Origin of the sequence: Nesterenkonia aurantiaca (assembly GCF_004364585.1) — a bacterium.
Classification (GTDB): Bacteria; Actinomycetota; Actinomycetes; order Actinomycetales; family Micrococcaceae; genus Nesterenkonia; species Nesterenkonia aurantiaca.
The window spans coordinates 259230-284043 of sequence record NZ_SOAN01000003.1 but is presented as its reverse complement, the minus strand read 5'-3'; the positions used below and the strand labels follow the sequence as shown (position 1 = coordinate 284043).

Here is a 24814-nt window from a genome sequence, read left to right as displayed (position 1 = left end):
GACCCTGTGGAGAACACCACTTTCGACTACGTCGTGATCGGCGGCGGCTCGGGCGGCGCCGCCGTCGCCGCCCGCCTGTCCGAGGACCCCAACGTGACGGTCGCCCTGCTGGAGGCGGGCCCCACCGACGCCGACAAGCCAGAGATCCTGCAGCTCAACCGCTGGATGGAGCTCCTGGAATCCGGCTACGACTGGGACTACCCCATCGAGGAGCAGGAGAACGGCAACTCCTTCATGCGCCACGCGCGCGCCAAGGTGCTCGGCGGCTGCTCCTCGCACAACTCCTGCATCGCCTTCTGGGCGCTGCGCGAGGACATGGACGAATGGGAGGCGATGGGCGCCACCGGCTGGAACGCCGAGTCCACCTACCCCTTGTTCAAGCGGCTCGAGACCAATGACGCCCCCGGGGACCACCATGGCCGCAGCGGTCCGGTGAACCTGATGACCATCCCGCCGGAGGACCCCTGCGGGGTGGCGCTGCTGGACGCCTGTGAGGAACAGGGCATCCCGCGGGTGGCGTTCAACACCGGAGAGACCGCACTCAAGGGCGCGAACTTCTTCCAGATCAACCGCAGGCCCGACGGCACCCGCTCCTCCTCCTCGGTGTCCTACCTGCACCCGATCCTGGAGCGGCCGAACCTGAGCATCCTCACCGACAACTGGGTGCGCGAGATCATCTTCGAAGGTGACCGCGCCGTGGGCGTGGACGCGGTCAACAACGCGTTCGGCCGGGCCCATCGGATCAGCGCCACCAAGGAGGTCGTGCTCTCCGCGGGCGCGATCGACTCCCCGAAGCTGCTGATGCTCTCCGGGATCGGCCCGGCGCAGCACCTGGCGGAGTTCGGCATCGAGGCCCGCGTGGACTCCCCCGGCGTGGGCGAGCACCTGCAGGACCATCCCGAGGCGGTCATCGCCTGGGAGGCCAAGCAGCCCATGACGGATGATTCCTACCAGTGGTGGGAGATCGGGATCTTCTCGACCACCCGTGAGGGACTGGACCGACCGGACCTGATGATGCACTACGGCTCGGTGCCCTTCGACATGCACACGCTGCGCCAGGGCTACCCCAGCGCGGACAACACCTTCTGCCTGACCCCGAACGTCACCCACGCGAAGTCCCGCGGAACCGTGCGGCTGCGCTCGAAGGACTACCGGGACAAGCCCAAGGTGGACCCGCGCTACTTCACCGACGCCGAGGGCCACGACATGCGCGTGGCGGTGGAGGGCATCAAGCTGGCCCGCCAGATCGCCGCGCAGCCCGCCATGGCCGACTGGGCCGGGCAGGAGCTGTTCCCGGGCCAGGAGACGCAGACCGATGAGGACCTGGCCGACTACGTGACCCGCACGCACAACACGGTCTACCACCCGGCCGGATCCGTGCGGATGGGCGCCGATGACGATCCGATGTCACCGGTGGACTCGCAGCTGCGGGTCAAGGGCGTACAGGGTCTGCGCGTGGCCGACGCCTCGGTGATGCCGGAGCTGACCACGGTGAACCCGAACATCACCACCATGATGATCGGTGAGCGCTGCGCGGACCTGATCAAGGCGGCCCACGCCTAGGTCCTCGCTCTGCCCGGTTCCTGCCGGGCGCTCCCACATCGAGTGGGCGATTTGAGGGTAATCTCCGGCCCCTAGGGGCGGGAAAATCCCGAAAATCGCCCACTCGATGTGTTTGAAGGCTCTTCTCAGATGAGGGTGGGTCATCGGTGGGTCGAAGCTATCTCATCCTCATCAACCGCCCAGCGTCGCAGCCTGAGCTCTGTGCGACGTCTGCCGCGCCCGGTACAAGTGACCGAGCGCCACCAGCCCGAAGCCGACGCCGAAGACCCCCAGGGTCACGGCCCCGTAGGAGAGCGGGAACTCCCCGGGCATGAAGGCGGGCTCGGCGCTGGGGCTGATCGAGTCGAGGGTCAGGTAGAGCGTCTGGAACACGAATGCCCACAGGTAGGCGACGGCGTACGCGGTGTTGGCGGCCAGCCGCGAATGGAGGAGATAGCCGACTGGGAAGGCGATCAGGATCGTGACGACGGCGATCATGGCACACCCCTCAGTCCAGGACCGGCGTCGGACGACGCTCCGGCGAGAACACCAGGACGACGGCCGCGATCGTGAACAGCACCGACACCCCAACCAGCAGCTTGACGCCGGCTGACACGTCGACGAAGAACGCCGGCAGTCCGGTGAGGGTCACGATGATGACCGCGCCGGCCGCGACGCGGAGCGCGGCGCGGCTGCCAGTGCGCCAGGCGACGATCACGGCGACCAGGCCGACCAGGCCGAGCACGCTGCCAATGACGAGGATGCCGATCGGCGGACCCACTTCGCCCTCCGAAACGGGGAACAGCACGCTCGGGATGCTCGTCGCGCTGTACACGCCGGCCAGCACGAGACCGGCCTTCTGTCGCTTCGATGTGGTGTTCATGGTTGCTCCTCGGATGGGTCCGGTGAAGTAGACCACTCCACTCTCGCCCCGCGCCGCTTCCCTGCACCAGGGACGGCATGCCCGGCCATGTTCCCGCGGATCCCCGTGCGCAGGAAGAAGTTCCTGGGTGAGCCCGGAGCGGACGCGGTCATAATGGGTTTATGAACCTGAGGGTGCTGATCGCGGACGACCATCCCGTGGTGCGCTTCGGCCTGCGGGCGCTGATCGAGACCCTGGAAGGACTCGAGGTGGCCGGCGAGGCTGCCGACGGCGAGAGCGCCGTACGCGAGGCCCAGATCCTGCGCCCCGACGTGGTGCTCATGGACGTCCGGATGCCGGGTCTCGACGGCGTGGAGGCCACCCGCCGGATCCGTGCCGGTGCGCCGGAGACGGCCGTGCTCATGCTGACCATGTACGACGACGACGCGACCGTGTTCACCGCCATGCAGGCCGGAGCCCGTGGCTACCTGCTCAAGGGAGCCGAGCAGGAAGAGATCGACACGGCCATCCGCGCGGTCGTCACGGGGCAGGCGATCTTCGGGCCGGGCGTGGCGGCCCGCATACTGCGCCATTTCACGGCCCCGCCCTCACCAACGCCCGCCCCGTTTCCAGAACTCACCGAGCGTGAGCGCGAGATCCTTGACCTGCTTGCCTCCGGACGGCGTACGGCGCAGATCGCCGAAGCGCTGTTCCTGTCCCCCAAGACGGTCAGCAATCACCTGACCAGCATCTTCGCCAAGCTTGAGGTGTTCGACCGTGCCGCCGCGATCATCCGCGCCCGTGAAGGCGGGCTCGGCAGGTGAGCGCCTCCTCGGCACTGCTCGCGCTGGCCGGCCTCGGCGTGAGCTCTGGCATCAGCGGGTTGGCGATGCTCCGCGTGCAGCGCGTCCGACCGAGCGCTGCACTCCTGGTGTTCGCAGGACTGGCCACCCTCTCGGGGGCCGTTCTCGAAGCCACCGGCGGAGGCGCCGCGTCGCGCCTGGCGTTCGTCATCGGCGGCGCGCTGCTGGCGCCACTGGCACTGACCGCGTACCCGGCGATCACCTGGCGTCACCCGGTGGACTTCGTCTCGCTGGTCGTGATCGGAGGCTCTGGCGTCCTGGCGGTGGTCTGGGCCGGGAGCGACGCGACCATCAGCGCGATGGGCCTGGTCAACGGCTGCACCCTGATCGCACACACCTGGTGGAAGATCGAACGCGCCACGGAGCGCGACCGGTGGGCCCTGACCTGGATGGTGCTCGCGGGTTCACTGGCAGGGACGATCGTGTTCATTGCGGCCTTCATGGAGCTCGGCACGGTCGGAGAGGTGACTGCCTGCCTTGCCTGGAGCACCGTCGCACCCGCCCTGTACATCGGGGTTCGCTGGCCCGAAGTCGTCGACGTCAGGGGCCTGGTGGTGCGGTTCGTGGTTTTCGCGACTGCCGCGGTCGGCTACGTGGCCCTCTTCATGACCCTCGAGTCGCTGATCGAGATCCTGGGAGGCAGTGTCCCGCGTGCTGGCACGCTGGCCGTCATCGGGGCCGTCGCGGCGACAACCTTCCATCCCCTGCAGGTCGTTCTGCGGACGGTCGTCGACGAACTCCTCTTCGGCGCGCGTCCGGACCCCTTGGGAGCCGCCAGCCGGGTCGTCGGCCACATCGGTGACGACCCGGTGCTCGCACTGCGGGCGATTCGCGAGGCACTGGTCCTCCCCTACGCCGCGCTGCGCCTGGACGGGAAGACCATCGCCGAGTCCGGAGCGGAGGTCACCCACACCCGGACCCTCCCGCTCGCCCTCGGCGCGGACCGGACCGGAGAGCTCGCGGTGGGGGTCCGACCCGGTGATCTGACGCTGTCCGCGGGTGACGACCACGTGCTCAGCCTGGTCGCGCCGCTGCTGGCCCAGACCCTGCGCGCCCGGGCACTGGCCGAGGAGCTGCGGGAGTCAAGGGGCCAAGCCATCACCGCCATCGAGGAGGAACGCCGTCGGCTGCGTCGCGACCTCCACGACGGCCTCGGACCCCGGCTGTCCGGGATCGCGTTCACCGCGGACGCCCTGCGCAACACCCTGCGCAACGACGACCCTTCCGCAGCCGAGGACCTGCTGCGGACCCTGCGCCAGGAGACCGTGACCGCGATCGAGGACATCCGGGAGCTGGTCTATGCGATGCGACCACCCGCGCTCGACGAGCTCGGCCTCGTCACCGCCCTGCGTCAGCAGGCGCGGGCGCTGCGAGCTCCTGACGGGACACCGCTGCGGGTCGAGCTGCGGGCAGAGAGCTGGCCGGCGCTGCCCGCGGCCGTGGAGGTGGCCGCCTACCGCATCGTCGTCGAGGCGCTGACCAACGCGGCCAGGCACTCCACGTCGACCAACGCGACGGTCAGCCTCACACTCAGTGAGGAGTCCTTCGAGATCGAGGTCACCGACGACGGGAGCACCGGAACGCCGTGGCGGGCCGGGGTCGGCATGACCTCCATGGGCGAGCGGGCGGCCGAGCTCGGCGGAATGCTCATCGCCGAGGGCACTCCCCAGGGCGGCCGGGTCTATGCGGTGCTGCCCATCCCACCATGACAAGACGGTGGAGATGGACGTCACCCTGCCTGCAGGGAGGTGCGGGAATGGAGCTCAGATCGCGGTGGGCGCCCCCGGGTGGGAGCGCTCGGGGTTCAGCAGCTCCGGTGAGAGGTTGATCAGCCGCAGCCTGGCATGATCGGCGATCTGCTCATCGGTCAGCGCGCGGATCGCGCGGGCCTCGGCGTCGTCGTCGTGGTCCTCGTCCAGCCCGGAGTTCGGCAGCGAGGAGGACACCGGGCCCTTGGTGAGCGGGATGTCGAGCACCGTGACCGAGGCCGGGGTCAGCGGGATGAACTGGCTTCGATCGATCAGCCCGAGCCCCTCGAAGAGCACCCGCAGCGCCGCCCCGTGGGAGACGGCGACGGCGGTGCGCACCTGAAAGCCGAGGTCCGCCGAGGCGGTGGGGGCGGTCTCCGCGGTGGCCCGCACGATGTCGGCGAACGCTCCGGTCATCCGGGCCTGCAGCGCCTGGTGGGTCTCCCCGCCGGCGGGGGTGTAGCTGCCGGCGCGCCAGCCCTCGAAGTTCTCCGGCTCGGCGTCGCGGATCGCGGCGGCGTAGGCGCCCTCCCACTCCCCCAGGTTCTGCTCGCGCAGCTCGTCCCAGATGCGCGGGGTCAGGTCCAGGCCGAACTCGGCGAAGGTCTGCTGGGTGCGCACCAGGCTGGAGACGTGGGCCTGTGAGGGCTGCTGGGCGCGGATGAAGGCGCCGGTGGTGCGCGCCTGCAGCGCCCCGGAGTCGGACAGCTCGATGTCCGAGTGGCCCTGCAGCCGGTGCGCCTTGTTCCACTCGGTCTCGCCATGGCGGACCAACAGGATGCGAATCATGGATCTCCTCGGGATTTCTCGCGATCGGGTTCTCACTGGGGAGGTTCAACCTCAGGTTCTCTCGCGCCAGACTATGTCAGTGCCCGGTGACATGCTGGTGCCATGACCTTTCCGTACTTCATCTCCGTTCTCCTGCTCGGCGTGCTGCTCGGCGTCCTGGGGACCATGCTGGTGCTCTACCTGCTGCGCCGCGGCACCGAGGACGCGGCGCAGCTGCGCAGCCAGCTCCACGGCGCGCAGGCAGAGCTGGCTGATTCCCAGCAGCGGCTCGTGGGGGTGCAGCAGGAGCTGGCCACCGCGGAAGGCCGGCTCTGGGAGCTCGAGCGCCGGCGCGAGGAGGATTCCGAGGCCGAGCGGGAGCGCGAGACGCTGGTGGAGATGCTGCACCCGGTGCGCCAGGGCGTCACCGAGATGCACCGCCGGGTCCAGGAGCTCGAGACCGAGCGGGCCGCGCAGCATTCCCGGCTCTCGCAACAGCTGACCTCCGCCGCGGAGACCGACGCGCGGATCATCGAATCCACCCAGGCGCTGCTGGGGAGCCTGCATTCCACCTCGGCGCGCGGGCACTGGGGCGAGGTGCAGCTGCGCCGCGTCGTGGAGTCCGCCGGGATGCTCCCGCACGTGGACTTCACCGAACAGTTCAGCGGACGCGGCGCCGACGGGCAGCTGCTGATCCCCGACATGGTGGTGCACCTGCCCGGTGGGCGCCAGCTGGTGCTGGATGCGAAGGCGCCGCTGAACGCCACCGACCCCAAGGCGCAGGCCAAGGCGCTGCGCTCCCGGGTCGATGAGCTGGCGAAGAAGCGCTACTGGGAGGCCGTGGACCTCTCCCCCGATGTGGTGTTCTGCTTCGTCCCGGCCGAGTCGCTGCTCTCGGCGGCGATGGAGGCGGACCCGATGCTGCTCGATGACGCGCTCTCCAAGGGCGTCACCCTGGTCTCTCCCGCCTCGCTGCTGGCCTCGCTGAAGGCGGTGTCCGCGGCCTGGCGGCAGGAGCGGCTGGCGCAGAACATCCGCGAGGTCGTGGACCACTCCCGGGATCTCTACCGCCGGCTGGCGAAGATGAGCGAACACCTGGCCCGGACCGGGGACCGGCTGCGCCAGGCCGTGACGGCGTACAACTCGCTGATCGGCAACATCGAACGTCAGGTGCTGCCCAAGGTGGAGGCGATGAGCCGGCTGGAGGTGGGTGATCCCACCGCGACCTCCACCGAGGGGCTGCTGGAGGACCTCGGCGAGACCCTGAGTGCCACCACCGTGACCACCGAGGTCAATCCGCTGGGTCCCCGGCTGGAGGCCGAACGCACGCAGGAGTTGTAGCACCCGGACTGTCACACCGGCGCGAGAAATCTCCCCACATCACGAAGGGGGGCAGCAGCCGCGATGTGCGGCTGCTGCCCCCCTTCGTCGATGACCGTGCTTACAGGGTCAGTCCGAAGACCCAGACCAGGATGGTCATGCACACCGCGGTGATGATCACGACGCCGGCCACGTTGAGCCAGACGCCGCCCTTGATCATCTGGCCGATCGTGACATAGCCGGAGCCGTAGGCGATCGCGTTCGGCGGCGTTGCCACAGGCAGCATGAAGGCGCAGGTCGCGGCGAGCGCCACCGGAGCCGCGAGGATCAGCGGGTCCACTCCGGTGCCCATCGCCACCCCGGAGGCCACCGGGAGGAAAGTGGCCGCCGTCGCGGTGTTCGAGGTCATCTCGGTGAGCACCAGGATGCCCACCGCGGCGACCAGCACCAGGATCCAGACCGGGATCCCGGCGAGGCCCTCGACCTGGCTGCCGAGCCAGACGGAGAGCCCGGAGTTGCCGAACTGCGCGGAGAGCGCGAGTCCGCCGCCGAAGAGCAGCAGCACGCCCCAGGGCAGCTTCGCGGCATACTCCCAGTCCAGCAGGCGCACGCCCTTGGCGGCGCCGCCGGGCAGCAGGAAGAGCAGCAGTCCCACGACCATGGCGATGCCGGCATCGGAGATGAACGGATCTTCCATGTCCAGGATCTCTGTGGAGATCAGCGGGATGAAGACCCAGGAGAGCGCGGCGAGCACGAAGATGATCAGCACGCGCACCTCTGCGGCGGACATCGGCCCCAGCTTGCGCAGCTCCCCGCGGATCAGGTCACCGCCCCCGGGGATGTCGTCGATCTCGGGGCGGAAGAGCACCCGGGTCAGCAGGACCCAGGCGATGACCAGCATGATGATCGAGATCGGCACGCCGACGAGCATCCACTGGCCGAAGCCGATGGTCAGGTCGTGGTTGGCCGCCATGTGTCCGGCCAGCAGCGCATTGGGCGGGGTGCCGATGATGGTGCCCAGGGAGCCGATCGAGGCCGCGTAGGCGATGCCGAGCATCAGGGCGGTGCCGAAGTTGGACTTCAGCGCGTTGTTGGTCTCCTCGTCGTCGGCGTGCTTGGCCGTGGCCGGGTCCTCACCCTTCATGATCTTGCTGACCAGCATCAGCACCGAGACGCCGATGGGCAGCATCATCACCGCGGTCGCGGTGTTGGAGACCCACATGGAGAGGAACCCGGTGGCGATCATGAATCCTGCGATCAGGTTCACCGGCTTGGAGCCCATGGCGCGCAGGGTCATCAGCGCGATCCTGCGGTGCAGGTTCCAGCGCTGCATCGCCAGGGCGAGCATGAAGCCGCCCATGAACAGGAAGATGATGTTGTTGCCGTAGCTGGCGCCGACGTCGTCCACCGAGACTCCGCCCACGGCCTCCTCGGCGCTGCCGAAGTCCCCGGCGGGGACCAGCAGCGGGAAGATGATCAGCGGCAGCAGCGCGGTGGCCGGGATCGGGATCGCTTCGGTCATCCACCACACGGCCATCAGCACGGCGGTGGCGGCGGTCAGCCGGGGCCAGACTTCCATGTCCCCGGGCATCACGGTGTAGACCAGCAGCGCCAGGGCGACGCCGCCGATCAGTCCGACCATCCGGCGCAGCAGGGCGGGTCGGTCCAGGCCCTCGGCGCGGGCGCCGACCGAGAGCTCCTGGGACTCGGCCTCCGACTGTGTGCGGGGGTCGTATTTCTTCAGGTGGTCACCTGAGACGCGGGAACGCGGAGGCGTCGTCATTGCCGTACTCCTGCTGGTGCGGTATGGGATTCTGCGCTACCGGGTGATAGGGCTCACAGAGTCTACGGGGCCCCGCGATAAGTTGCCAGCTACAACCGAAACGAGGGCGCGAGGGACGGTGCGTTCAGTCCTTGGGCAGGACGACGGCGGCCAGCACGGTCGCGATTCCGGCGAGCCCGAGCACCATCAGCACCGTCCCGGACCAGCCCGCGGCGTTGAGCGCGGTGCCGCCGAGGTAGCCGAAGAGCGAGGAGCCGCCGTAGTAGCCGAGGTTGTACAGCGAGGCCGACTGGGCGCGGCCCGCCGTCGCCGCCGCTCCCACCCAGCCCGAGGCCACCGCGTGGGCGGCGAAGAACCCCGCGGTGAGCACCACCGTGCCCAGGATGATCACCCACAGGTGCGGCACCAGGGTCAGGGCGACGCCGGCGATCATGATCAGGTTGCCCGCCAGCAGCACCGGTTTGCGCGAGTAGCGGGCCGCCAGTCGCCCGGCGCGCGGTGAGGACCAGGTTCCGGCGAGGTAGGCGAGGAAGACGAAAGAGGCGATCCACAGCGGGATCGAATACGGCGGCGCGGAGAGGTGGAAGCCCAGGAAGTTGTACATCGCCACGAACCCGCCCATGGTGAGGAAGCCCTGCAGGTAGAGGGTCCACAGGGTCGGTGAGCGCAGGTTCCCGGTCAGTGCCGGCACGATCGCCCGCCACCGGGTCCGACGCGGGGTGAAGTTCAGCGCAGTGGGCGCCAACCGCAGGAACACCAGGACGCAGGCCACGGCGATGACCGTGACGGTGAGCATCCCGATCTTCCACCCGAGCTGCTCCCCCACCGGGGCCGCCACGATGCGCCCGGTCAGTCCGCCCAGTGAGGTCCCGGAGATGTAGGTGCCGGCCGCAGCCACTGCGATCTTCGGGCTGACCTCCTCGTTGAGATATGCCACGGCCAGTGCCGGGACACCGCCCAGCATGAACCCCTCGATGAAGCGCATCACCAGAGCGAGCTCGAAGCCCTGGCTGACGAACAGCGCGGGCATCAGCACCGCCAGGAGGCCGAAGAAGCAGGCGAGGCTGATCGCCCAGATCATCGCCTTCTTCCGCCCGTGGGCGTCGCCGATATAGGACCAGGGGATCACGCCGAGGGCGAGCCCGAGGGTGGCGGTGGAGATCATCAGCGCGGCCCGGTCTGCGGAGACCTCCTGCTCCGCCGCGATCAGCGGCAGCAGCCCCTGGGGCGAGTAGAGCTGGGCGAAGGTGGCCACCCCGATGAAGAACAGCGCGATCAGCAGCCGGCGGCTGTGCGCGCTCTGCGCCGTCACGCCAGGACGTCCATGGTGCCGCGGAGGATCGCACCTGCTCCACCGAGTCCTGCGAGCGTCATCGCCAGCGTCCTGGCGGTGGGTATGGACACGCGTTTCGCCAGCTGGGTGCCGAGCAGGATGCCGGCGATCACGGTCACCACGATCACCGGGAACAGCCAGCCCAGCGGCGGCCCGGCCTGGCCGTTGACCTGCACCGAGCCCATCAGCAGCTTGGTGATCACCGAGACCGCGCCCATGGTCATGAAGATCGGCTGCAGGGTGGCGGCGAAGCTGCGATGTTCCCAGCGCGAGACGCGGGAGTAGATGACCATCACCGGTCCGGCGACGCCGGAGGTGGTGTTGAAGAACCCGCCGAGCAGCCCGGCGACGAGCCCTGCTCCGCGGCCGGGCAGATGTGGCAGCCTCGGCAGGGCGAAGGTCACCAGCAGGGCGAAGACCACGATCGCGCCGACGATGATCGAGAGCCAGCCGGCGCTGAGCTGTCCGACCACCCAGGCGCCGGGGATCGCGCCGACCACCGCGGCGGGCACGATCAGCCAGAAGCGCCGCCAGTCGACATGGGACCAGACCGCGATCATGATCAGGCCACCGGAGACGAAGGTGGTCATGTTGGTGATCAGCACGCCGAAGGCCGGGCCGAGCAGTATCGAGAGCACCGGGGCGACCACCAGGCCCACCCCGGTCCCAGAGACCCGTTGCAGGATGGTGCCGATCAACACCGCGGCCGCGATCACCGCAGTCATGCCCAGCACCGTCATGGACTCATCGTATGTCAGCCCAGGTCATGCCCAAATCGCGAGCACCCTCGCCCGGTTCGGCGCCCGGCCCGGCCCCCGCTGCGCGCGCCCGGCCCGGCACCCGCTGCGCGCGCCCGGCCCGACCCCCGCTGCGCGCAACTGTCGCATCTGTATGCCATGTCCCATCGCTATGCACGGACATAGCGATGGGACAGGGCATAGAGATGCGACAAACGTGGGCGGGGCGCTAGAAGCAGACCGGCAGACGGGTACCCCGGACCCGGGACTCAGAACCCCGGGGCCCTGTGGAGCTCAGGAGGTGGAGCAGGCGCTGCGCTTGCGGCCGCCGACGCCGACGTCGTCGTGCCCGGCCTGGGTGAGCGCCTTGCGGATCTCCTTGGGCAGCGAGAACACGATGTCCTCCTCGGCGGTGACGACCTCTTCGACCTTGCCGTAGCCATAGTCGGCGAGCAGCCGCAGCACGTCGTCGACCAGCACCTCGGGGACCGAGGCTCCGGAGGTGACCCCGATGGTCGCGGCCTCCTGGAACCAGGCCTCATCGACCTGGTTGGCGTAGTCCACGCGCTCGGCCCGGGCAGCCCCGTACTCCTTGGCGACCTCTTTGAGCCGCACCGAGTTCGAGGAGTTCTCCGAGCCCACCACGATCACCAGGTCCGACTGCGGGGCGACCTTCTTGATCGCCGCCTGCCGGTTGGAAGTGGCGTAGCAGATGTCATCCGAGGGCGGATCCTGCAGCTTCGGGAAGCGCTCGCGCAGCTTCTGCACGGTCTCCATGGTCTCGTCCACCGAAAGCGTGGTCTGGGAGAGCCAGATCAGCTGCTCGGGGTTGCGCACCTGGAGGTCATCGACCTCCCAGGGACCGTTGACGATCGTGATGTTGTCCGGGGCCTCGCCGTAGGTGCCCTCGACCTCTTCGTGGCCTTCGTGGCCGATCAGCAGGATCTCGTAGTCGTCCCGGGTGAAGCGCACGGCCTCGCGGTGGACCTTGGTGACCAGCGGGCAGGTCGCGTCAATGGTCTGCAGACTCCGGCTCTCGGCCAGGTCCTTGACCGCCGGGGAGACGCCGTGGGCCGAGAAGACGAGCAGCGCGCCCTCGGGCACCTCATCGGCCTCCTCGACGAAGATCACACCCTTCTCCTGCAGGGTCTCCACCACGTGACGGTTGTGCACGATCTCCTTGCGCACGTAGACCGGGGCGCCGTAGGTCTCCAGGGCCTTCTCCACGGCGACGACCGCACGGTCCACGCCGGCACAGTAGCCGCGCGGTGCCGCGAGCAGCACCTTGCGCGGACCGGTGAACGTGGACTCTGCGGCCACCTCCTCGGGACTGCGGCGCCTGCGGGGCACCATCGGCATGGGGACCGCGATGTGCTGTCGCCGGGCCGGAGCGTCGGGGGCGGTGGCAGTGGAAGTCATGCCCCGAGTCTACCGGCGGGTGCCTGGAGCCGTCACACCGTGTCCCTGGTTGACGCCGGCATCTCGCCGGCCGCGCGAGGCTCCGCTGCCGGCCGCCGCGCTGCCCAGCAGCCCGAGGACGACGGCGGCGCCCGCCGCACCGCTGAAGATCCACCAGGCCGGCTGGGCCCAGGCGGTGATCTGGCTCTCGAGATGCTCCACCAGGGATTGAGTGGCCGCATCGGAGACCGCGCCGAACTCCGGCGCGGCGACGGTGAGTGCGACCCAGAGCCCAAGCCCCAGGCCGAGCAGGCCGCCGAGGGTCAGCGCCACCCATCGGCTGCGACCCGGCCCCAGCAGCAGTCCGACCGCGACCATGATCCCGGACAGCACGGCGAGCACCAGCCAGTGCTTGCTGAGCTCGACCAGCAGCGCCCAGGTGTAGGGATCGGCGTCCTCTCCCGTGCTGGCCTCGATGTCGACCACCAGCTCGGGGGCGAGGAACTCGAAGCTGGAGGTGTCCAGGAACGGCAGCCAGCCCAGCGCGGAGTCCAGGCCCTCGCGCAGCGGCCCGGTCATCGCCTCCGCCATCGGGCTCAGGTCCACGGCGAGGTCGAGGTCGCTGGCGTCTCCGGTGGTGCCCTGATCGAACATGGCCTCCAGCTGCGCGGTGTAGTCCGCCCGGGTGCCCTGCAGGGTCTCGTTCCAGGCCGCGTCGACCTCCTCGTTCTCCAGCATCGAGGCCACGAGGGAATCCACCGCGGAGTCGGCCCGGTCACCAAGCAGATCCGACACCCCTCCGGGCAGCTCGGACTCCAGACGGTCCAGCAGCGTCTCGGAGACCAGCTCGCTGAACCCCTGCTGCGCAGGCAGCTCACCGGCGATCTGCGCGATCGGCTCCTCCTCGCGCAGCAGCTGGTTGATCTGGAACCCGGCCAGGGACGCTGCCGCCAGCACCGCGGCCAGCAGCAGCGAGAGGACACTGAGCGCCTGGCGCATGTGGATAACTCCTTCAGCCATGTCAAGGGGGTGGCATAGGCTGTATGCACCATAGCGAACCTTCCGTGAGACCGTCGAAGATCAAGGGCAGAACATGAGCGAGCCGGCACAGGCGCAGGACACCTCGGCAGAGACCCCCTGGGCGCTGAGCACCTACTCCGGGAAGCTCAAGGCCCATATCGAAGCGGCACCGCCCACCTGGGTCGAGGGCCAGCTGGTGGAGTTCAACCTGCGCAACGGCAACGCCTGGATGACCCTGCGGGACCTGGAGCAGGAGGTCTCGTTCTCCACGGTGGCCTGGCGCGGCGTGGCCGGGAGCCTCAACGGCACCGTGCAGCCGGGGTCCCGGGTGGTGGCACTGGTCAAGCCGAACCTGTATGAAAAGTCCGGTCGGCTCTCGCTGGTGGCCCAGCAGATGAAGCCGGTCGGGCTCGGTGACCTGCTGGCGAGGATCGAGCAGCTCAAGCAGCGCCTGGCCGCCGAGGGCCTCTTCCGGGTGGACCGGAAGCAGCCGCTGCCGGTGCTGCCGCTGCGGATCGGACTGATCACCGGCCGGAACTCCGACGCCTTGAAGGACATCCTGCGCAACACCCATGCCCGCTGGGCCGCCGCGCAGTTCGAGATCCGAGAGGTCGCGACCCAGGGGCCCAGCGCACCCGCGGAGGTCACCGCGGCATTGACGGAGCTCGACGCCGACCCGGCCGTGGAGGTGATCGTGATCGCCCGCGGCGGCGGCGCCCTGGAGGAGGTGGTGCTGCCCTTCTCCGACGAGCGACTGATCCGCGCCGTGGCCGCGGCCCATACCCCGGTGGTCTCGGCCATCGGGCACGAGGCGGACCGCCCGCTGCTCGACGAGGTCGCCGACATGCGCGCCTCCACTCCGACCGGCGCCGCGAAGCTGCTGGTTCCCGATGAGGCCCAGGAACGCGAGGCGCTCACCCACGCCCGGGCACGCATGTCGGCCGGAGTCGAACGGCTCATCGGCCGGGAGTCCGAATGGCTGACCACGCTGCGCTCCCGGCCGGTGCTGGCCCAGCCGCAGGACATGATCACCGGTCGCGCCCAGGAGCTGCTGATGCTGCGTCGTCGGGCGCTCTTCGGTATGGAGACTGCGGTGCGCCGCGGCACAGACTGGGTCGCCCAGACCCGGGCGAGGGTCCGGTCACTCTCCCCTCAGTCCACCCTGGACCGCGGCTACGCCGTGGTGCAGACCCGGGGCCAGGCCGGCTGGGACGTTCTGCGCGACGCCGGCACCGTGGCGATCGGGGATCAGCTGAGCATCATGGTCGCCTCCGGGGAGCTCACCGCCCGTGCCGAGGAGATCTACCCCAAGGACCGCAGATCCGCTCCCGCCGAGCCCGGGACGCAGACCGAAGAGTCCGCACGGACTCCGAAGACTGCACAGACCGCACAGACCCAGAACTGAGAGGCAGCTCCATGACCGAGAACGCCAGCAGCACCGAGGCCTCGACCGCGAGGTCCACCGAGTTCAGCACCGCGCAGACCGAGGACATCGAGACGATGAGCTATGAGCGAGCCCGGGAGGAGCTGATCTCTGTGGTGACCAAGCTCGAGACCGGCGGCGCTCCGCTGGAGGAGTCACTGGCCCTGTGGCAGCGCGGCGAGGCGCTGGCCGACCGGTGCGAACGGTGGCTCGACGGCGCCAGGACCCGCCTGGAGGAAGTCCGCGCGGAGCTGACCGAGGACAGCTAGTCCAGCGCTCGAAGCTCCCGATCAGACGCCGCTGGCAAGGACGATCGGCTGCCACACCAGGATGAAGACCGAGATCAGGCTCAGCGCGATGATGTTCATCCAGAAGCCGGCCTTGGCCATGTCATCCATGTCCAAGGACTCGGAGGAGAACACGGCGGCGTTGGGAGGAGTGGAGATCGGAAGCATGAATGCGCAGCTGGAGGTCAGCGCGACCAGCGCCATGATCGCGAAGGGATCCACTCCCATGCCCAGGGCGAGCCCCACGCTGACCGGGATCAGCATGTTCGAGACCGCGGTATTGGACATCACCTCGGTCATGAAGAGCACGATCGCTCCCAGCACGACCACGATGAGGACGTAGGGCAACACGTCGAGCCCACCGAGGATCCCACCGAACCACGGGGTGAGGTCGGAGTCGTCGAAGGCCGCCGCGAGCGAGAGCCCACCTCCGAACAGCAGCAGGATGCCCCCGGGCAGGGCCGGCATGTCCTTCCGGACCAGGCTTCCGCCGCGCTTGCCGTCCTCGTCGGTGGCCCGAGCGCGCAGCAGGAACATCGCGGTGGCACCGATCATGGAGATCGTCGTGTCCGTGAGCGGGATCCCCCCTTTCCTCGGGGATGAATCCGACGGTCATCCACATCGCGCCGACAAACACGAAGATGGCCAGCACCGTCTTCTCCTCGTAGTACATCGGACCCAGCACCCGCAGCTGGTCCCGGGCGAAGTCTGGTGAGATCTCAGCCTGGGAGACGAGCCGGAAGAGCTGTGACCGCGTTGGAGATCCACATCGACAATCCAGCGGTCGCGAGGATCACTCTGAGCACCAGGCGGTTGCCCTTCGTGCCGACCATCCGGATGATGGTCATCGCGATCCGCCTGTGCAGGTTCCACTGTTGGACCGCGAGGGCGATGGTGAAGCCGCCCATGTACATGAAGACGATCGGGTTCGCATAGGCCACCGCGGCCGTCTCTTCGTCCGTCCCGCCGGTCATCGGCAGCGAGAAGAGCGGGGGCAGCGAGGTCGCCGGGGTCGGCAGCGCCTCGGTGATCCACCAGGAGGCGACCCCCAGCGTCACCGCGAGCACGGCCCTGGGAGCGTCGTCGAGACCGGTGGTCACCGGGACGAAGTAGAACAGCGCGAAGAGCGCCGGCCCAGCACCAGGCCCACACGACGTCGGCTCAGCAGCCGCGTCCGTTCCGCTGGCCTCGCCTTGGTCTCCATGAGGCCAGAGCGTTCCAGACCACAGAGACCTGCTCCAATTCAAGACCCGGGGTGCAGGCCCCGGCGGGACGCCTCAGGCGCGGAGTGCGGCGTCGCGGTAGTCCGCGAGGAACTCGGCGATCCCGGCGATCGCGTGTTCGAGGTCTTCCACGCCGGGCAGGGTGACCAGCCGGAAATGGTTGTCGTCGATCCAGTTGAAGGCGCGTCCGTGGGAGACCAGGATCTTCTGCTGGCGCAGCAGCTCGATGACGAACTTCTCGTCGTTCTCGATCGGATAGATCTCTGGGTCCAGCCGCGGGAAGAGATACAGCGCGCCGTCGGCCTGGTGGACCTGCACCCCCTCGATCTCGCGGAGCAGCCGGTAGGCGGTCTCGCGCTGCTCGAAGAGCCGCCCGCCCGGGTCGATCAGGTCCTGGATCGACTGGTGCCCGCCCAGGGCGGCCTGGATGGCGTGCTGGGCCGGGACGTTGGCGCACATGCGCATGTTCATCAGGAGGGTCAGGCCCTCCATGTAGTTCTTCGCCCGATGGGTGGGTCCTGAGACGTAGATCCAGCCCGAACGGAAGCCGGCCACCCGCCAGGTCTTGGAGAGCCCGGAGAAGGTGATCGTGAAGACGTCGTCAGAGAGCGTGCAGGCGTTGATCATCTCGGCGTCGTCGAAGGTGATGTTCTCGTAGATCTCATCGGAGAGCAGCATCAGGTTGTGCCGCCGGGCGATGTCCACCATCGCCTCGAGGATCTCGCGCGGGTAGACCGCCCCGGTGGGGTTGTTCGGATTGATGATCACCAGGGCCTTGGTGCGGTCGGTGACCTTGGACTCGATCTCGGCCGGGTCCGGCCACCAGCTGTTGTCCTCATCGCAGATGTAGTGCACCGCCCGACCGCCGGCCAGGGTGGTGGCGCCGGTCCACAGCGGGTAGTCCGGGGCGGGGATCAGCACCTCGTCCCCGGGGGCGAGCAGCGCCTGGAGCACCATCGAGATCAGCTCGGAGACCCCGTTGCCCAGATAGATGTCTGCGGGGTCGGCATCGGTCATTCCGCGCGCCTGGTAGTACTGGGCCACCGCGATCCGGGCGGAATAGATGCCCTGGGAATCGGAATAGCCCTGCGCGTCGTGGAGGTTGCTGATCATCGCCATCCGGATCGAGTCCGGAGCCTCGAAGCCGAAGGGCGCGGGGTTGCCGATGTTCAGCCGGGTGATCGCGTGTCCCTCGCGCTCCAGCCTGGCGGCCTCCTGGGCGATGGGTCCACGCACGTCGTACCGGACGTCCTGAAGCTTGGGCGACTGGGTGAAGTCTTCGAATTCCTGCATCCTGGAGTTACGCACTGTCCTATCCTGCACCTTCCGGGGTGAAAGAACGCCCCTGTTTCACATGCTGAGCGTGTTCCGGCGCCGGTCTTGACGGGAACAGTCCTGCGCGCGCTCGGTCGGTCGCGGTCTCTCCTGGTCGCGGTCTCTGTCGATCGAGGCCCCGGTGGGTCGCGGCCTCGGTCTCGCTCCTGCCCCGCGCTCAGGCTCGAGCGAACGCGTCTCGGTAGGAGGCGAGGAAGTCGGCGATCCCGGCGATGGCCTCTTCGAGCTCCTCCACCGGCGGCAGCGAGACCAGCCGGAAATGGTTGTCGTCGATCCAGTTGAACGCCCGCCCGTGGGAGACCAGTATCTTCTGCTGGCGCAGCAGCTCCATCACGAAGGCCTCGTCGTTCTGGATCGGGTAGATCTTCGGGTCCAGCCGCGGGAAGAGATACAGCGCGCCGTCGGCCTGATGGACGTCGACCCCCTCGATCTCGGAGAGCAGCTTATGCGCGACGTTGCGCTGCTCGTAGAGCCTGCCGCCGGGCCGGATGAACTCCTCCACGGACTGGTAACCGCCGAGTGCGGTCTGGATCGCGTGCTGCGCCGGGACGTTGGGGCACATGCGCAGGTTCGACATCAGGTTCAGGCCCTCGATGTAGTTCTTCGCGCGGTGCTTGGGTCCTGACATGTAGAGCCAGCCGGAGCGGAAGCCCGCCACGCGCCAGGTCTTGGAGAGCCCGGAGAAGGTGATCGTGAAGACGTCGTCGGCCAACGTGCAGGCGTTGATCATCTCGGCGTCGTCGAAGGTGATCTTCTCGTAGATCTCATCGGAGAGCAGGATCAGGTTGTGCCGCCGGGCGATGTCCACCATCGCCTCGAGGATCTCGCGGGGATAGACCGCCCCGGTCGGGTTGTTCGGGTTGATCAGCACCAGGGCCTTGGTGCGGTCCGTGATCTTGGACTCGACCTCCTCCGGGTCCGGCCACCAGTAGTTCTCCTCGTCACAGATGTAGTGGACCGCACGTCCGCTGCACAAGGTGGTGATCGCGGTCCACAGCGGGTAGTCCGGAGCCGGGATGAGGACCTCGTCGCCGGGATTGATCAGCGCCTGCAGCACCATGGTGATCAGCTCGGAGACCCCGTTGCCCAGGATCACGTCCGAGACCTCGGCGTCGCGCATACCGCGGGACTGGTAGTACTGCGCCACCGCGGTCCGCGCCGAGTAGATGCCCTGGGACTCGGAGTAGCCCTGCGAGCTGGGCAGGTTCTTGATCATGTCCACCAGGATCGAGTCCGGGGCGTCGAAGCCGAAGGGCGCCATATTGCCGATGTTCAGCTTGGTGATCCGGTGGCCCGCGCGCTCTAGTCGCGCGGCTTCCACTGCGATGGGTCCGCGCACGTCGTACCGCACGTTGCGGAGCTTCTGGGCCTGAGTGAAGTCCTCGAATTCCTCCATGACCAGATTGTGCCTTATGCCACGGTCCCTGTCGGGACGTTACAGCCCAGAACCTGTTCGGCGAGTTGCCCGGAGGTCTCAGCCCCAGTCTTCTGGCTCCGCGACGAAGCCCTCCTGGACCAGCCAGTACTCCGCCGCCTCCTGGGGGCTCAGCCCCTGGTCTCCGTCGATGAGTCGGCGCAGCGTGACCAGGGCGTCCTCGTTCAACGCCTGAGCCAGCTCCACCGCCACACCGGGGACCTCTTCGGCGATCTCCGCCGAGACCACCGGGACGAACTGCTCCTGCGGGAAGGCGCGCTCCGTGTCGCTGAGCGCGATCAGTCCCTGCTCCTCGATGCCCGGTTGTGTCGTCGTGAGGATCACCGCATCGAGCTGCGCGGTGATCAGCGCGTCGAGCAGGTCGGCCTCCTCCGCCAGAACGATCTCCGCGGGCTCGCAGTCATAGACCTCGGCCAGCAGCGGCTCCGGGGCGGGCAGGTCCAGGCGCGCCCCGATGCGCAGCTCGTCGCAGGCCTCGGCGAAGGCGGAATCCTCGACCTCCCCCTCGGTGGTGATCTCATTGAGCTCGGCGGTGATCGAGGTGATCACCAGGGAGCTGCCGAGCACCGCCGAGGTGGGCTCCAGCAGCTCGGCCTGTTCACCAAGGCTTTCCTCGATCACGCCCAGCAGCTCCGCCGGGCTCGGCTGCTCCAGCTCGGCGAACGCCTCGGGGTCCAGCTGCCGGGCGAACGTCTCAGAGCGGCCGAGGACCAGGTCGGTCTGATCCTCAAGGACCAGCTCCCCGGGGCCGCGATCGGAGGCATCCACGACCGCAGGAGTGTCCCGGGAGCTCAGCGCCAGGGCGTAGACATTGGCGATGGTCTGATCCAACGGGTGCTCCCCCACCGCGATCGTCCAGGCTCGCTCTGCCGCGCTGCCGGTGGGCTCCTCCGCCGACGGCGGCGGTGAACAGCCCGTGGCGACCAGGACCGCGGCGGCGGTGATTGCGGTGCACCCCGTGACGCGGCGGACGCGCGAGGGCGCCACAGGGGAAAAAGTCATGATCGTCATTCTACGGCGGCACCCGATCGGCGCTAGTCTGGTGCAGATGACGAGTCCGCTGATTCCGCGTCTGACGGCACTCCTCGAGGCCGCCGGTGGGACAACTGTGCCCGCACAGACCGCGGCGGGCTGGCTGGACCTGGCCTACGAGGGCGCCTACGGCGAACGGTTCCGTTCGGCCGCTGAAGCCGCCGAGGCCGGACTGCGTGCCCCCGGCGGGGAGGACCCGGAGAACCGGCTGATGCTGCTGCGCATCCTGGCCGGGGTCCACGAGATGCGCGGGGACTCCGCGGCCTCGGCGCCGTTCATCGCGGCGCGTCTGCGTCTGCTGCGCGAGCTGGGCCGCTTCCGGCAGGCACGGGTGGAGGACGAGCTCGGCGCGATGCTGCTGCGCGAGCCGGACCGGGTGGAGGCCGAGATCCTCTCCCGGGTCGCCGATGACCTGCGCCGGGAGGACCAGACGCGCGGCGACGTCACGGTGGAGCTTGCCGATGTGCTCTCCTCCCTGGCGGTCCGCCGACTTCAGGACGAGGGACCAGAATCGGCTCTGCCGATCGTCCAAGAGACCTGCACGATCCTGACCAGCCTGGACCGTACCGAGGCGCTGGCCGGGGCCAGAATGTTCCTGGCTCATACGCTGCTGCTCTCCGGGGAGACCACCCAGGCGCTGCGCACGGCGGAACTGGTGCTCGCCTCCCACGCGAACCGGGCGGTGCACGGCGCGATGGCGATGCTGCAGGCCACCATCCACCATCACGAAGACCGCAACCTCGCCGCCATCGACGCCGCGCTGCACTCGGTGGAGCTCTACGCCGCTGCCCGGGTGCGCAAGGGCGCCGCCTCGGCCGCCGCGCTGCTGGCCGGGCTCACCGGAGAAGAGGACGACGGCGACGCCTCGGTCCTGGCCTGGCGGGTCGCGGTGCAGCAGGCCGAGCTCGGGGAGTTCCGCGAATCGCGGCTCCTGAGTCTGGCCCTGGGCCAGCAGCTGCTGGAACTCGACGACTACCCCGAGGCCGAGAAGGTGCTCGATGCCCTCTCGGTCCGCCTGGGCGGCTCCGAGGAGGACCGGTCCACCCGGGCCAGGGCCCTGATGGGGCTCGGCCATGCCGTGACCCATCTGAAACGACCGCTGGAGGCCATGGTGCACTGGAACGAGGCAGCGGAGCTCTTCGGCGAGATCGACGAGACCGATGAGGCGGCGCGTGCCCATCTCGCCGCCGGGGCGCTGGCCGCCTCGCTGGACCGCCTCGAGGTCGCCCGCGGGCACTACGAGCGTGGACTCGAACTGGTCGAGCACAGCGAGGACCTCGACCCGCAGGTGTTGCTGCAGGCGCTGCATTCGCTGGGACACCTGCTCACCCGCGCCGAGGACGAGACCGGGATCGGCCACCTGGATCGGGCCCTGGAGCTGGCCCGGGAACACGGGACGACCTGGCAGCGCGCGGACATCACCGATTCGCTGGCCCGCGGCTGGACGGCGCTGGGCGAGGGGACCAAGGCAGTGGCCGCGGGACTGGAGGCCGCGGACCTCTTCGCCGAGGCCGGGGACGAGGACGCCGCCGGGGACGCTGAGGTCTTCGCGGCCAAGGTGCTGCTGGAGATGGGGCGAGCCGACGAGGCCGAGACGATCTTCCGGATGTCCACCGACGAGCGCGAGGCCAGCCCCTCCCTGATGGCAGACGCCCTGGAGGGTCAGATCGAGGCACTGATGCGGCAGGGCAAGGCTGAAGCCGCAGCGGACCTGCGCCGCAAGCTCACCCGGCTCAAGCGTCGGATGCGCAGCTGACCCGCCACATCCGCGCAGGGACGTTCGGCTCTACCGGAGCCGCGTCTGGCGCAGGAGCATCACTGCATGACCGATATCAAGATCATCCAGAGCCCTGAACAGCACACCGCCGGGATCCGGGACCGGGTCCCCATGGCAGGTCTGACCGACTTCTTCTCTCGGGCGTTCGAGGAGACCATGCAGGCGCTGGTTGCGCAGGGGCTCAGCCCGGCGGGCCCGCCGTTCGGCAAGTACCACGGCTCCCCGGGAGAATCGGTGGATGTCGAGGCAGGCTTCCCGGTCCCCTCGACCATCACCCCGGACGGGGACGTGGCCCCGGGCCTCCTGCCCGGCGGCCGCCTGGTGGAGGCGATCCACATCGGGTCCTACGACACGCTTGAGCGCACCTACTCCGAGGTCGAACGGTACTTCGCGGAGGCCGGGATCAGCCCCGGCCCGGTGATGTGGGAGAGCTACCTCACCGATCCGGCGCTCGAGCCCGATCCGGCGAAATGGCACACCCGGATCTGCTGGCCGAGCACCTGAGCCAGGACTTCTCGCGGAGGTACCTCTAGAGCTGCGGCCATTGCGGCAGCGCCGGGCCCGCAGAACGCAGACCCACCACGGCCTCGGCGCAGGCGAGCCGCTGCTCAGCCTGAGCCTGCCACTGCGCCCGGCGGGTGTCCCGGGCTCCGGCCACCAGCGACAGCGCCACTGCGGCGGTGCGCACCCGCAGCGCGTGCGCGTCCACCGTGGCGGCGAAGCCAGCGGCGAAGCGTTGGAACGCCGCCGGGACATGGACATAGCGCGGGTCCACCGCCGGCAGCACCGCGAGGTGTCCCAGGAAGCATGCGAGGTCATCTACCCGGTACCCCGGGCCCAGGGAATCCACATCCAACAGCGCGGAGACCTCCCCGCCGCGCATCAGCAGGTTGGCCTCGTAGAAGTCCCCATGGGTGGGCACCACCGGACCACGGTCGGTCAGCGGAAGCACCGTGCTGATATGTTCCACCAGCGCCGAGATGCGTTCGGTGGCCCCGGGCAGCGCCGAGGTCGCCGCCGAGGCATAGGCGGAGAGCCGGTCGGTCCAGGCCTCCCGTGCCGGGAGCGTCATCACCTCGGCCGGGAGCTTCTCGAGCAGATCGATGAACCGCTCCGGCCCAGCTGCGGCGGCGCCGTCCGCAAGGAAGTATTCGGCCAGGGACTCCCCCGAACCTTCTCGCAGCGCGACCACGTCGAGCACCGGCTCCCGGACCGGCACGGCGGCCGGGACGCCGGCGTCGAGCAGCAGCTGGTGCCGGGTGTGCAGGTGCTGGGCGCGCCGAGCGCGCAGCACCTTCAGGAACAGGCGGGTGCCGTCGTCGAACTCTGCGGCGATCACCGCGCGGCGCAGCGGACGGTAGCTGATGGTCTCCAGGCTGACCAGGTCGCGGCCGGCCCCCCAGACATTGCGGACCGAATCCGGGTCGGCGGCGATGCGCAGACCCGGAAGCGCGGGGTCCAGCGGATGCTGCCAGATCGAGAGTCGACCGTAGGGGCTGTGGGACTGCACGACCCCGTCTGCTTCGGCGGACACCGGTTCGGTGGTCATGCCCACGTAGAGCTCGTCCACGTGGTCAGAGGTCTCGGTATAGGACCCCGCCGGTCCGCCGCGCGGCATCACGGGACGTCCGGTCGCGACCCGGTAGACCCCGGTCACCCCGGCCCCCGGGCGGTGCTGCAGCGATTCCAGGTGCACGCTGGTCGCGTAGACCCCGGTGTGTTGGATCGCCTCGGCGATCGGGGGGTGCGCGTCGAAGGACTCCATGAACGCCAGCTGCCTAGCCTCCAGCTCTGCCGGGGTCATGCCGCGAGACATCAGGCGCGCCGGCGCTTCAGCACTTCATCGAGGTTCATCGAGTCACGTTTCGGCGCCTTGACCTGGGACCTCGAAGCGGTGGGGTGCTGCACTGCGGCCTCTTCGGCTGCGGGGGTCTGCTCCGCGGGAGGCGTGGTGTCCAGGAACCGGCGCTGGGTGAGCTTGACGTCGCTGCGCGGGGCCGGGGTCTGTCCCGCGAGCGCCTCCGGCTCGATCCGCTGCGCCTTGTCCAGGTCCAGGTACTTCGGGCGCGGCACGGCTCGCGGCTGCCAGGGCCCGACCGGTTCAGCGGCCTCGCCCAGGACCGGGCCCGAGGCCTGCACCTCGGCGTCGAAGGTTCGTTCTAAACCCACGGGAAGTCCGTCCTCGTCGGTCTGCTGCAAGGAGTCTGGGCCTCCGGTGCCGCGGCCGTCGGCGCTCAGCGCGTCGAAGAGCCCAGCCTCGGTCGGGTTCACCCAGTCGGTGCCCTGCAGCGGGTTCATCGCCTCGTCAATGGCGGACTGCACCCGAGCCCGGCGGAGGCTGCGTCGGCGCAGCACCGCCATGGTCCGCAGGGCCACCAGTGCCAGCAGGAAGACGACGGCGGCGCTGAGCGGCACCGCGGCCGGGACGGCGGTCAGCGGGGCCAGGATCCCGGTGACGACGGCGCTCAGCGCGGCGATCGCTCCCAGGAGTGCGACCACGGTGCGTCCCCAGTGCAGGTGGAACCCGGAGCCGGGCTGAGACGAAGACCCGGCAGGCGTGGAACCGGTGCGTGCGGAATCCGAACGTGTGGAATCGGTGCGGTGCGATGAACTCGCGCTGCTGGGCAGGTCGGTGCTGGAGGACATGGTCGCCCCTCGGTGGGTGTCGGGTTGAGCGGTGGGGCCGATCATCGGCTCCGTGGACGCCGGAGTGGCCGCCAGGGAGGACGCCGCGGCGCGGGTCGGAGCCGGATGCGCGGCGGGCGCGGCATCCGCGAGGCTGGTCGCCTGGCGCTGTCCGCGCAGGACCAGGGTGCCCAGAAACAGCACGGCGATCAGGGCCATGAGCGCGGAGGAGGGGATGGGCAGGCCCTGCACCGTGGAGAGGAACGCGCTCTCGGTGTGTTCCATGCCCAGCATCCCTGACCC

The 24814-nt window shown here is 69.1% G+C and carries 23 protein-coding genes; 8 read left to right on the top strand and 15 right to left on the bottom strand.

What is annotated here, in order from left to right; genetic code table 11:
- Positions 1-6: 6 nt before the first annotated feature.
- Entirely contained in the window at positions 7-1563 is a 1557-nt protein-coding gene (locus EV640_RS05930) for a GMC family oxidoreductase (RefSeq protein ID WP_133726059.1), read from the top strand.
- Positions 1564-1734: 171 nt separating this feature from the next.
- Here the strand turns inward: EV640_RS05930 and EV640_RS05925 are convergent, their stop codons facing one another.
- Together EV640_RS05925 and EV640_RS05920 are read right to left on the bottom strand one after the other, a co-directional pair.
- A complete protein-coding gene (locus EV640_RS05925) occupies positions 1735-2040 on the bottom strand; it encodes a hypothetical protein (protein ID WP_036477203.1) in 306 nt (101 codons plus the stop codon).
- Between the two features lie 10 nt (positions 2041-2050).
- Positions 2051-2425: a hypothetical protein gene (locus EV640_RS05920; RefSeq protein ID WP_036477206.1), complete on the bottom strand. Its 375-nt coding sequence runs from the start codon at positions 2423-2425 to the stop codon at positions 2051-2053.
- A 161-nt stretch (positions 2426-2586) separates the two neighbouring features.
- On the opposite strand from EV640_RS05920, the gene EV640_RS05915 reads away from it, so the two are divergent.
- Together EV640_RS05915 and EV640_RS05910 are read left to right on the top strand one after the other, a co-directional pair.
- On the top strand, positions 2587-3228 hold the full coding sequence (locus EV640_RS05915) for a response regulator transcription factor (protein WP_036477209.1): 642 nt from the start codon (positions 2587-2589) through the stop codon (positions 3226-3228).
- A complete protein-coding gene (locus EV640_RS05910) occupies positions 3225-4976 on the top strand; it encodes a sensor histidine kinase (protein WP_051501398.1) in 1752 nt (583 codons plus the stop codon). Before EV640_RS05915 ends, EV640_RS05910 begins: the two co-directional genes overlap by 4 nt.
- Positions 4977-5030: 54 nt before the next feature.
- On the opposite strand, the gene EV640_RS05905 is transcribed toward EV640_RS05910, so the two are convergent.
- Positions 5031-5804: a histidine phosphatase family protein gene (locus tag EV640_RS05905; protein ID WP_133726058.1), complete on the bottom strand. Its 774-nt coding sequence runs from the start codon at positions 5802-5804 to the stop codon at positions 5031-5033.
- Between the two features lie 102 nt (positions 5805-5906).
- Between EV640_RS05905 and EV640_RS05900 the strand changes: the two genes are divergently transcribed.
- Positions 5907-7124 (top strand): DNA recombination protein RmuC, encoded by a 1218-nt coding sequence (locus EV640_RS05900; protein WP_051501399.1) that lies wholly within the window; start codon positions 5907-5909, stop codon positions 7122-7124.
- A 100-nt stretch (positions 7125-7224) separates the two neighbouring features.
- Here EV640_RS05900 and EV640_RS05895 read toward each other — a convergent pair whose 3' ends face one another.
- From EV640_RS05895 to EV640_RS05875, 5 genes are all read right to left on the bottom strand, one after another.
- Positions 7225-8886, bottom strand: a complete 1662-nt coding sequence (locus EV640_RS05895) for an SLC13 family permease (protein WP_036477217.1) — start codon at positions 8884-8886, stop codon at positions 7225-7227.
- Between the two features lie 124 nt (positions 8887-9010).
- Positions 9011-10198: an MFS transporter gene (locus EV640_RS05890; RefSeq protein WP_036477219.1), complete on the bottom strand. Its 1188-nt coding sequence runs from the start codon at positions 10196-10198 to the stop codon at positions 9011-9013.
- Positions 10195-10959 (bottom strand): sulfite exporter TauE/SafE family protein, encoded by a 765-nt coding sequence (locus EV640_RS05885; protein WP_243832246.1) that lies wholly within the window; start codon positions 10957-10959, stop codon positions 10195-10197. Before EV640_RS05885 ends, EV640_RS05890 begins: the two co-directional genes overlap by 4 nt.
- 291 nt (positions 10960-11250) lie before the next feature.
- Positions 11251-12375: a 4-hydroxy-3-methylbut-2-enyl diphosphate reductase gene (locus EV640_RS05880; RefSeq protein ID WP_036477223.1), complete on the bottom strand. Its 1125-nt coding sequence runs from the start codon at positions 12373-12375 to the stop codon at positions 11251-11253.
- Positions 12376-12384: 9 nt separating this feature from the next.
- Positions 12385-13374 (bottom strand): hypothetical protein, encoded by a 990-nt coding sequence (locus EV640_RS05875; RefSeq protein ID WP_133726057.1) that lies wholly within the window; start codon positions 13372-13374, stop codon positions 12385-12387.
- A gap of 73 nt (positions 13375-13447) precedes the next feature.
- Here EV640_RS05875 and xseA point away from each other — a divergent pair, with 73 nt between their 5' ends.
- Both xseA and EV640_RS05865 read left to right on the top strand, forming a co-directional pair.
- Complete coding sequence (gene xseA / locus EV640_RS05870; protein WP_036477228.1) at positions 13448-14779, top strand: exodeoxyribonuclease VII large subunit; 1332 nt, start codon at positions 13448-13450, stop codon at positions 14777-14779.
- Between the two features lie 11 nt (positions 14780-14790).
- Complete coding sequence (locus tag EV640_RS05865) at positions 14791-15066, top strand: exodeoxyribonuclease VII small subunit (protein ID WP_036477230.1); 276 nt, start codon at positions 14791-14793, stop codon at positions 15064-15066.
- Positions 15067-15087: 21 nt separating this feature from the next.
- Here the strand turns inward: EV640_RS05865 and EV640_RS13710 are convergent, their stop codons facing one another.
- The 5 genes from EV640_RS13710 to EV640_RS05845 form a co-directional block, all read right to left on the bottom strand.
- Positions 15088-15645, bottom strand: a complete 558-nt coding sequence (locus EV640_RS13710) for an SLC13 family permease (protein ID WP_255342489.1) — start codon at positions 15643-15645, stop codon at positions 15088-15090.
- Between the two features lie 158 nt (positions 15646-15803).
- Positions 15804-16331, bottom strand: a complete 528-nt coding sequence (locus tag EV640_RS13705) for an SLC13 family permease (RefSeq protein WP_255342488.1) — start codon at positions 16329-16331, stop codon at positions 15804-15806.
- Between the two features lie 30 nt (positions 16332-16361).
- Positions 16362-17600: a pyridoxal phosphate-dependent aminotransferase gene (locus tag EV640_RS05855; protein ID WP_036477233.1), complete on the bottom strand. Its 1239-nt coding sequence runs from the start codon at positions 17598-17600 to the stop codon at positions 16362-16364.
- Between the two features lie 199 nt (positions 17601-17799).
- Positions 17800-19038, bottom strand: a complete 1239-nt coding sequence (locus tag EV640_RS05850; RefSeq protein WP_133726056.1) for a pyridoxal phosphate-dependent aminotransferase — start codon at positions 19036-19038, stop codon at positions 17800-17802.
- Between the two features lie 78 nt (positions 19039-19116).
- Positions 19117-20079 (bottom strand): glycine betaine ABC transporter substrate-binding protein, encoded by a 963-nt coding sequence (locus EV640_RS05845; RefSeq protein ID WP_166645876.1) that lies wholly within the window; start codon positions 20077-20079, stop codon positions 19117-19119.
- Between the two features lie 46 nt (positions 20080-20125).
- Here EV640_RS05845 and EV640_RS05840 point away from each other — a divergent pair, with 46 nt between their 5' ends.
- Both EV640_RS05840 and EV640_RS05835 read left to right on the top strand, forming a co-directional pair.
- Positions 20126-21865 carry a tetratricopeptide repeat protein gene (locus tag EV640_RS05840; RefSeq protein ID WP_133726054.1) on the top strand — a complete coding sequence of 580 codons (1740 nt, stop codon included), beginning with the start codon at positions 20126-20128 and terminating at the stop codon, positions 21863-21865.
- 66 nt (positions 21866-21931) lie between these two features.
- Positions 21932-22390, top strand: coding sequence for a GyrI-like domain-containing protein (locus tag EV640_RS05835; RefSeq protein WP_036477241.1), 459 nt, complete (start codon positions 21932-21934; stop codon positions 22388-22390).
- A gap of 25 nt (positions 22391-22415) precedes the next feature.
- Here EV640_RS05835 and EV640_RS05830 read toward each other — a convergent pair whose 3' ends face one another.
- Positions 22416-23690 (bottom strand): aminoglycoside phosphotransferase/kinase family protein, encoded by a 1275-nt coding sequence (locus EV640_RS05830; RefSeq protein WP_133726053.1) that lies wholly within the window; start codon positions 23688-23690, stop codon positions 22416-22418.
- 11 nt (positions 23691-23701) lie between these two features.
- Positions 23702-24796, bottom strand: a complete 1095-nt coding sequence (locus EV640_RS05825) for a hypothetical protein (protein WP_133726052.1) — start codon at positions 24794-24796, stop codon at positions 23702-23704.
- Positions 24797-24814: the final 18 nt, after the last annotated feature.

Bases quoted from the DNA above. Each gene is read 5' to 3' on its own strand.
- EV640_RS05845 (WP_166645876.1), bottom strand. From the start codon at position 20,079: ATGACTTTTTCCCCTGTGGCGCCCTCGCGCGTCCGCCGCGTCACGGGG.
- EV640_RS05900 (WP_051501399.1), top strand. From the start codon at position 5,907: ATGACCTTTCCGTACTTCATCTCCGTTCTCCTGCTCGGCGTGCTGCTC.
- EV640_RS05830 (WP_133726053.1), bottom strand. From the start codon at position 23,690: ATGACCCCGGCAGAGCTGGAGGCTAGGCAGCTGGCGTTCATGGAGTCC.
- EV640_RS05850 (WP_133726056.1), bottom strand. From the start codon at position 19,038: ATGGAGGAATTCGAGGACTTCACTCAGGCCCAGAAGCTCCGCAACGTG.
- EV640_RS05885 (WP_243832246.1), bottom strand. From the start codon at position 10,959: ATGACGGTGCTGGGCATGACTGCGGTGATCGCGGCCGCGGTGTTGATC.
- EV640_RS05915 (WP_036477209.1), top strand. From the start codon at position 2,587: ATGAACCTGAGGGTGCTGATCGCGGACGACCATCCCGTGGTGCGCTTC.
- EV640_RS05855 (WP_036477233.1), bottom strand. From the start codon at position 17,600: ATGCAGGAATTCGAAGACTTCACCCAGTCGCCCAAGCTTCAGGACGTC.
- xseA (WP_036477228.1), top strand. From the start codon at position 13,448: ATGAGCGAGCCGGCACAGGCGCAGGACACCTCGGCAGAGACCCCCTGG.
- EV640_RS05835 (WP_036477241.1), top strand. From the start codon at position 21,932: ATGACCGATATCAAGATCATCCAGAGCCCTGAACAGCACACCGCCGGG.
- EV640_RS05925 (WP_036477203.1), bottom strand. From the start codon at position 2,040: ATGATCGCCGTCGTCACGATCCTGATCGCCTTCCCAGTCGGCTATCTC.
- EV640_RS05875 (WP_133726057.1), bottom strand. From the start codon at position 13,374: ATGGCTGAAGGAGTTATCCACATGCGCCAGGCGCTCAGTGTCCTCTCG.
- EV640_RS05840 (WP_133726054.1), top strand. From the start codon at position 20,126: ATGACGAGTCCGCTGATTCCGCGTCTGACGGCACTCCTCGAGGCCGCC.
- EV640_RS05905 (WP_133726058.1), bottom strand. From the start codon at position 5,804: ATGATTCGCATCCTGTTGGTCCGCCATGGCGAGACCGAGTGGAACAAG.
- EV640_RS05895 (WP_036477217.1), bottom strand. From the start codon at position 8,886: ATGACGACGCCTCCGCGTTCCCGCGTCTCAGGTGACCACCTGAAGAAA.
- EV640_RS05825 (WP_133726052.1), bottom strand. From the start codon at position 24,796: ATGGAACACACCGAGAGCGCGTTCCTCTCCACGGTGCAGGGCCTGCCC.
- EV640_RS05865 (WP_036477230.1), top strand. From the start codon at position 14,791: ATGACCGAGAACGCCAGCAGCACCGAGGCCTCGACCGCGAGGTCCACC.
- EV640_RS05880 (WP_036477223.1), bottom strand. From the start codon at position 12,375: ATGACTTCCACTGCCACCGCCCCCGACGCTCCGGCCCGGCGACAGCAC.
- EV640_RS05920 (WP_036477206.1), bottom strand. From the start codon at position 2,425: ATGAACACCACATCGAAGCGACAGAAGGCCGGTCTCGTGCTGGCCGGC.